The sequence below is a fragment of the Bacteroides sp. An19 genome (assembly GCF_002160215.1).
GTDB classification, from domain to species: domain Bacteria; phylum Bacteroidota; class Bacteroidia; order Bacteroidales; family Bacteroidaceae; genus Phocaeicola; species Phocaeicola intestinalis.
In genome coordinates this window covers 19,395-27,012 of record NZ_NFKD01000064.1, presented here as the reverse complement: position 1 = coordinate 27,012, position 7,618 = coordinate 19,395, and the positions used below count along the sequence as shown (strand labels likewise).

Annotated in this window: 3 protein-coding genes, 1 rRNA gene and 2 pseudogenes; 5 read left to right on the top strand and 1 reads right to left on the bottom strand. The window is 45.2% G+C overall.

Annotation, left to right across the window (positions count from 1 at the left end; translation table 11 throughout):
• From rrf to B5F25_RS17430, 5 genes and pseudogenes are all read left to right on the top strand, one after another.
• A 5S ribosomal RNA gene (rrf, locus tag B5F25_RS17440) occupies positions 1 to 96 on the top strand; the annotation flags it as partial.
• A 275-nt stretch (positions 97 to 371) separates the two neighbouring features.
• Positions 372 to 974 (top strand): two-component regulator propeller domain-containing protein, encoded by a 603-nt coding sequence (locus B5F25_RS22530; protein WP_239465875.1) that lies wholly within the window; start codon positions 372 to 374, stop codon positions 972 to 974.
• Positions 975 to 1,260: 286 nt separating this feature from the next.
• A complete protein-coding gene (locus tag B5F25_RS22525; protein ID WP_241148436.1) occupies positions 1,261 to 2,910 on the top strand; it encodes a two-component regulator propeller domain-containing protein in 1,650 nt (549 codons plus the stop codon).
• Between the two features lie 8 nt (positions 2,911 to 2,918).
• Positions 2,919 to 3,647: pseudogene (locus tag B5F25_RS22520) on the top strand (HAMP domain-containing sensor histidine kinase); the annotation flags it as partial.
• A gap of 95 nt (positions 3,648 to 3,742) precedes the next feature.
• Positions 3,743 to 5,251: pseudogene (locus B5F25_RS17430) on the top strand (DUF4982 domain-containing protein); the annotation flags it as partial.
• An 86-nt stretch (positions 5,252 to 5,337) separates the two neighbouring features.
• Here the strand turns inward: B5F25_RS17430 and B5F25_RS17425 are convergent.
• Positions 5,338 to 7,542, bottom strand: a complete 2,205-nt coding sequence (locus tag B5F25_RS17425; protein WP_241148437.1) for a GH92 family glycosyl hydrolase — start codon at positions 7,540 to 7,542, stop codon at positions 5,338 to 5,340.
• Positions 7,543 to 7,618 lie beyond the last annotated feature (76 nt).

The window sequence follows — 7,618 nt, the reverse complement described above, 5'->3', positions numbered from 1 at the left end:
ACGAAGGTTCCACCTCTTCCCATTCCGAACAGAGAAGTTAAGCTTCGTCACGCCGATGGTACTGCGTAACAGTGGGAGAGTAGGTAGCCGCCGTTTTGGGATCCTTCCCCGGTCTGATGGCCGGGGGAGGATCCCTTTCTCTTTTTGAGATTATGCATTTCTTTTTCTTGTCATAATTGCTTCTTCTGTATAATTTCTTTATTTTTGTTCCTTTCTAACCTAATATGTCAAAGACATAGAATTTAATTGGTGACATGAAGACATTTATTTTAGGAAAAAGGCAGGTGTTTATTGGGATGCTGTATTCATATTGTATGTTTATTTTCATAGGGATACACGCTAGTCCATCTTATACAATACATACTGAGTCTTTGACTACCTCCAATGGCTTATCCAATAATACGGTTCGTCATATATATCAAGATAGTAAAGGATTTATCTGGTTCAGCACATTGAATGGGTTGAATCGGTATGACGGGAATACTTTTCGGACATTCTTGCCGGACAGTATTGGCGAATTACCTTCATTGGCTGACGGAAGAGTAAAAAGTGTGTGTGAAGACAATCATGGCTTTTTATGGATTTCTACCTCCATAGACCGTTTCAGTTGTTATGATTTGAAAAGGGATTGTTTTGTTGATTATACAGGTTGTGAGGCATTCAAGGAGCAATATGCTTATATTACTTTGTTGTCTGATGCAGTATGGTTATGGGGGCGTGGCAAGGGATGTAGGCGCGTATGCTACAAGAATGACAGGTTCTATTCTGACGTGTTTTGTCTGGAAAATGGGACATTGGATACGAATGCAGTTTCATTTATCGAGCAAGACAGTTTGGGGCGTGTATGGATAGGAACACAGGAGGGGCTTTACGTTTGGCAAAACAAAGTATTGAAAAAAAATGGTCTCTTCACACAGTTTCGTGCGGATACATTGCTTTTCAGAGTATGTTTGTTTCATTACTGCCAAAGGTGAAATATGGTGTATAGGAAAGGATGAGCAACGGGCGACAAAGAAGGCTGAATTGCCGAATGTATGTTCAGGATATGATTTACCGGGTAATGCAGCGATTGGTAATCAATGGTTGATTTTCACGGGTGATGCTAGTTTTGTCTTTTTACCTGCTACCGGTGAGCTATCTCGTGCACCGGCTTCCTGAAATATTCCAGGGGCAGAGATAATAACAGATAATTGTGGAAATTACTGTGCATACAACAAAACCGGACATTTATATTATATCCAGGCAAAGACGGGTGAGGTGATGTCTTTCCGATTGATGCCGGAAGAAAAAGTACAGCTGATAGATAAGGAACGTTATCATGTTGTGCGTGATTCACGTGGCATTCTTTGGATTTCCACTTATGGAAATGGTTTTTATACATATGATTTGCATACTGGACATTTGTCACATTTCAAAGCAGATGACACACGTTCTTCTGTTTTGCTTTCAGATGAGTTGTTATATATGATGGAAGACCGTTCGGGTAGTATCTGGATTGGTGCCGATCATACAGGTGTGTCTCACCTGAAGATGGTAGACAAAATATCAGATTTGTTTTATCCTGAACCTCAAGGTGAAGATAAAAGCTTGTATAAGAATAATGTACGGACTTTGGCATCTCTCTCTGATGGCGATATTTATATGGCTACACGTAACGGAAAAGTTTATCTTTACGATTCTACGTTTTCGCAGAAAAAATATGAGAAGGAATATGTCAGTAATGTCTATTCAGTTTGCGAAGATACGGCTGGTGTATTGTGGCAGGGTATGCGGGGAGGAGGATTAAGAGTCGGCAACCGTTTGTGGTTGCATCATGCAGATAATCCGGCTTCTTTGGCTTCTGACGATGTTTATTCTTTGTTGAGGGATCGCAAGGGCCGGATGTGGGTCGGTACCTTTGGAGGTGGGCTTGATTTGGCACTTCCCGATGGGAAAGGAGGATATATCTTCCGGCATTTTTTCAATGATTCTTATGGACAGAAACGTATCCGTATGTTGGTTGAAGACCGGAATGGCTGGATTTGGGCTGCGACGAGCGACGGAGTGTTTATTTTTCGTCCCGAACGTTTGCTGGCAGATGAGCAGGCATATTATCATTATAACAGGCAAAACGGGAATTTACGGAGTAATGAAATCCGACATCTTTTGCAAGACCGTAACGGTAATCTGTGGATAGCTGAAGCGGGAGCCGGTTTCAGTATCTGCAAACCAGGTGATGATTATGCTCGGCTTCGTTTTTCGCATTACGGAGTGAGTGATGGCTTGGTAAACGATATGATACAGGCTTTTGCTGAAGATTCTAAAGGGAATATTTGGATTACCACCGAATATGGAGTTTCGTGTTTTGATGTATCTTCGAAGACTTTTCTGAATTATTTCTTATCGATGCAGATGTTGCAGAATGTTTATAACGAGACTTCCGCACTAGCTTTGCCAGACGGGAGAATCCTGATGGGTTCCAATGATGGGGTTACTGTGGTTGATCCTTCACGGGTTAATACTGACCGTCGTATACCGTCTGTGACTTTTACTGACCTACGATTGAACGGTGTTTCAGCCGGGAGTAGTGGGACAGAGCGTCTATTCGAGAAATCATTGCCTTATACCTCTTCGGTACAGTTGGATTACAGCCAGCATTCGTTTACTGTTTATTTCTCTACTTTGGATTATTCGGCTATTGTGCCGCCTCGATTTACCTATCAGTTGCAGGGGTATGATAAAGGATGGAGTGTGCCTTCGGTATTACCTTGGGGTACTTATAAGAATCTTCCCCCTGGCACTTACAAGTTGCATGTGAAGGCATGCAATTCGTTCGGACAGTGGGGCGATGATTATACGACACTTGAGATTGTTATTGTTCCACCTTTTTGGCGTACTGGGGGGCATTTGTCATTTATTTGTTCTTGCTAGGGAGTCTGATGTATGTGGCATGGCGTGTCGTGCGTCGCATGGATGATTTGCGGAACAAGGTCAAGGTGGAAAAAGAACTGACCGAGTACAAATTGAGGTTCTTTACCCATATATCCCACGAATTCCGTACGCCGCTTACGCTGATTCAGGTTGCTCTGGACAAGATGAATCAGGTGAAAGTGATTCCGAAAGAGATGGTATCTTCTGTCCGTATGATGGATAAAAGTGCCCGGCGTATGTCACGACTTGTTAATCAGTTGCTCGAATTCCGGAAAATGCAGGAAAAGAAGCCTGTGCTTTCGTTGGAAGAAGCAGATGTCATTGCTTTTTTGCACGAAATATACTTGAATTTTAAGGAAGTGGCTGAATCTAAAAGAATGGATTTCCGTTTTCTTCCTTCTGTTCCGTCTTATAAGATGTTTCTGGATAAAGAGAAGCTGGACAAGATAGTTTACAATTTGCTTTCCAATGCATTTAAGTATACTCCTTCCGGTGGAAAGGTTGATTTTTCGGTTCAGGTGGATGAAACAATTCATCAGCTTGTTATCCGCGTGGTTGATACAGGGGTGGGAATACCGAAAGAAAAACGTGAACAACTTTTCAAGCACTATCTGCAAAATAGTCTTTCGGGAGATAGCATGGGAATCGGATTGTATCTTGTTCATGAACTGGTGCAGGTACATAAAGGAACTGTTGTCTATGAGGAATGTAGGGGAGGAGGGTCGGCGTTTATCGTTACGCTTCCTGCCGATGTCTCGGTTTATGATAAAAAAGATTTCCTGATACCTGAGAGTGCTTTGTTGCATGAAGAAGAGTTGAGACATCGTTTATCGCTACGGAATATTGTCGTGATGAAGGCTTGCGCAAGTATTGGGATGAATACAGCTATCCGTACCATAAGGAAGGAGAAGGACCGTTGTACAAGGGACAGCCTGCTTCCGACTATAATCATAATCAGGATATGTTGGCTGTAGAAATTGTACGCCGTTGGTACGACTATTGGCGCGAACGGCCGGGAACGGGTTTGCGTGTAAGCAGTGGCAGTACGAAGATTATCTTTTCTGATTCGAATACGCATTATCGGGGAGCCGAAAATTATCGCCGGAGTGGAGTGACCGATGCGTTGCGTATTCCGAAGGATGCATTTTATGCTCATCAGGTGATGTGGAACGGATGGGTGGATACGGATAAATATCAGACGTATATCATTGGGCATTGGAACTATCCGGAACATACGGTGAAACCGGTCTATGTGGTGTCGAATGCCGAACAGGTAGAACTTTTCCTGAACGGTACATCGCTGGGCAAAGGAAAGCGGGATTATCATTTCCTGTTCACTTTTGACAATGTTGCTTATCAGCCGGGTAAACTGGAAGCGGTGAGTTATGATGTACAAGGCAAGGAGGTGAGCCGTTATACACTGGAAACAGCAGGTGAGCCGGCACGCTTACATCTGACGGCTATGCAGAATCCCGAAGGATTCCGTGCCGACGGTGCGGATATGGCATTGGTTCAGGTGGAAGTGGTAGACAAGAATGGTAGGCGTTGTCCATTGGATAACCGTATGATATCGTTTCTATTAGAAGGTGAAGCCGAGTGGCGGGGTGGTATTGCTCAAGGTCCGGGAAATTATATCCTGAGTAAAGAATTGCCGGTAGAATGTGGTATCAACCGTGCTTTGTTACGCAGCACCACAAAAGCGGGAAAGATTACGGTGACCGCCCGTGCCGAAGGACTTCCTGAAGCGAAACTTGCATTGGAAACCCTTCCGGTAACGCTGGTGGGCGGATTGAGTGATTATCTTCCCCAATATACATTGAAGGGCGACTTGAGAAAGGGGGAAACTCCACTTACCCCCAGTTATGTGGATACAAAACGTGATGTGGCTGTAGTGTCGGTAAAAGCCGGAGCTCATTAAGAGAAAGCTTGTGCCAGTTATGACGATAATGAATTGAGTGAATGGGCGAACGACGGCCAATCGGCTATGGCATGGATTACCTATACATTGGCACGTGAAGCGGAAATTGATGATATTTGTCTGAAATTGAACGGATGGCGTTCGCGCAGTTATCCTTTGGAAGTTTATGCCGGCAATCAGTTGGTCTGGAGCGGAAATACGGACAAAAGTCTGGGATATGTCCATTTGCATGTAGACAAACCAGTACGCTCGGATGAGATAACCATCCGTATGAAAGGAGGTACAACAGATAAAGATGCTTTCGGACAGATAATCGAAGTAGCGGGAGGTGCGGCGAATGATATGGAGAAAAGGGCAAAGGTGGACAAAGGCAATTATAATCTCCGTATTATTGAAATTGAATTTTTAGAAACAATCAGATGATAAGGTTAGTAGTTGTGTAAGAAGCAGAGAGATACACCCGGAAATAGAACTTCGGGCGTATCTCTTAGCGTTTTATCAGGAGTTTTTTATTTCGATGGTACAGCTGGCTCCACCTTGAAAGTTAACGTTCCGGCATTAATCAGATCATTGTGGTTGATGCGGTATCCGCATTTTTTGTCTCCCATGCGGATGTAGTCGATGAAGCCCCATCCGGAATCTCCCGATTCGTTTATGCGCTCGATGACCAGTTGGTCACGTCCGTAATACTTGGGGTCAAGTTTAATGGTGATTTTGTCAAACGTAGGTGTGGTCAGCGTATATTCGGGTACGCCAGGACAGTCGGGGTAAAATCCCATCATACTGAAAATAGCCCATGCCGACATGGTTCCTGTATCTTCGTTTCCCGGCAGACCGTCGGGTTTGGTGGTGAAGTATTTGGCAAGCAGTTCTTTTACCAAAAGCTGTGTGCGCCGTTCTTCTCCCTTGAAGTAACTGAACAGGTATGGATAAGCGATGTCCGGTTCGTTGGCAGGGTCGTATAGCCCTTCATCGAATACCATTTGCAGTTTGTCGACGAATTTTTTCTTTCCTCCCATCAGTTTGGCTAATCCCATTACATCGTGAGGCACATAAAACGTATAATTCCATGCACTGCCTTCGTGAAAGCCTGGATTAGGCTCGAAATTGGCACCCAGTTTGGGGTCGAAGGGTGAATAGAAGGTACCATCAGGCAAGAGTGGACGGAATGTGTCGAACTCCTTGCAATAATAATGTTTGTATCCCATTGAGCGGGCGTAGAACAGTTTGGCATCGTCTTTCTTTCCCAAGGCTTTTGCCAAGGTGGCAAGTGAATAGTCGGCGATGTAATATTCCAGTGCGTGTGATACGGAGTTGTCGAACTGTTCGCGTAAAGGAACGTATCCCAATTTCATATAGTCATCGTTGTCCGGGCGGAGCAGGTTGTCTTTTCCCGGTGTGTCGGCTCCCTTGCGCATGGCTTCGTAGGCAAGTTCGATGTCGAAATCACGCAAACCTTTCATCCAGGTGTCTACCAATACGGGGATGGCAGGGTCGCCTTCCATGGTCAGGGTCTCTCTTCCATAAAGTTCCCATTTGGGTAGCCAGCCGTGTTCCTTGTACATGTCAACCATGGTGCGTACCATATCCATCTGGCGTTCGGGATAGACCAGTGTCATCAGTTGGTGCAGGTTGCGGTAAGTATCCCACAATGAGAATACGGTGTAGCGGTTTCCTTTCGTGGTGAGGATTTTGTCGCCTTCCATTTGCGGATATTCTCCGTTTACGTCTTGCAGCAGGTTGGGATGAATCAGTGCATGATAAAGTGCGGTATAGAATACGGTTTTCTGGTCTTGGGTGCCGCCTTCTACCTTGATTCGCCCTAAGTCTTCGTTCCAGCGGGTACGCGCTTCGTTGTGTATAGCGTCGAAGTGTTGTCCGTGCTGTTCCTTCTCCAGGTTCTCGCGTGCATTCTCAATGCTGACAAACGATACGCCCATGGCCACTTCTATCTGTTCGCCTTCTTCCGTATCGAAAGTGAACCATGCGCCGATGTCGTCTCCTGCTATGTCTTTATTGTACTTGGTATACAGTTTGTATTTGCCTTGGTCGGGGTCCCATTCTGCTTCAACTCCTTGCATCGGGCGTTGTTTTTTCCAGTAGCCTGTCGCTTTAGGTGCCTGGCTGATACGCATGACGAAATAGATGGGGAAAACTGCTTGTGGGTTGTAGCAGAACGTACCCAACACTTTCATGCCTTCCACTTCCCGGTCGTTGACTCTCCGCATATAGGCTCCGGATTCGTTGGTCAGTCCTTCGCCCAAGTTTAACAGGATGTGGCTTTCGCCTTTCGGGAACGTGAAACGTGTAAGTCCGGTGCGTGGCGTAGCGGTAGCTTCTGCCTGAATATTGTATTTGGTCAGTGAAATGGTATAATATCCCGGCGTGGCATTCTCTTTTTCATATTTACTGCCATAGTTGTGGTAGTCTACATCCAATTTGCCAGTGGTAGGCATCAGTAGGAGCGAACCTAATTCGGGACATCCCACGCCGCTCAGGTTGACGTGCGCGAAGCCGGTGAAGAAGCTGTTGGTGTATTCGTAGGGAGTAGACCACCATCGGGCATCTTTGTCGTAAGTATTGTCGGATGACCCCATGACGTTAAAAGGAACAACCGACATCATGCCGTTAGGGCAGATGGCACCGGGGTTACAAGTGCCGAAATTGGTGGTGCCGATAAACGGATTTACATAGTCGGCAGGCTCTTGCCCCATAAGCGGGCTTAATAGAAACAGGCTTGCCAGGCAAGTAAGAAAATGTTTCATGGTGACTTAGGTTTTAGGTTTGTTT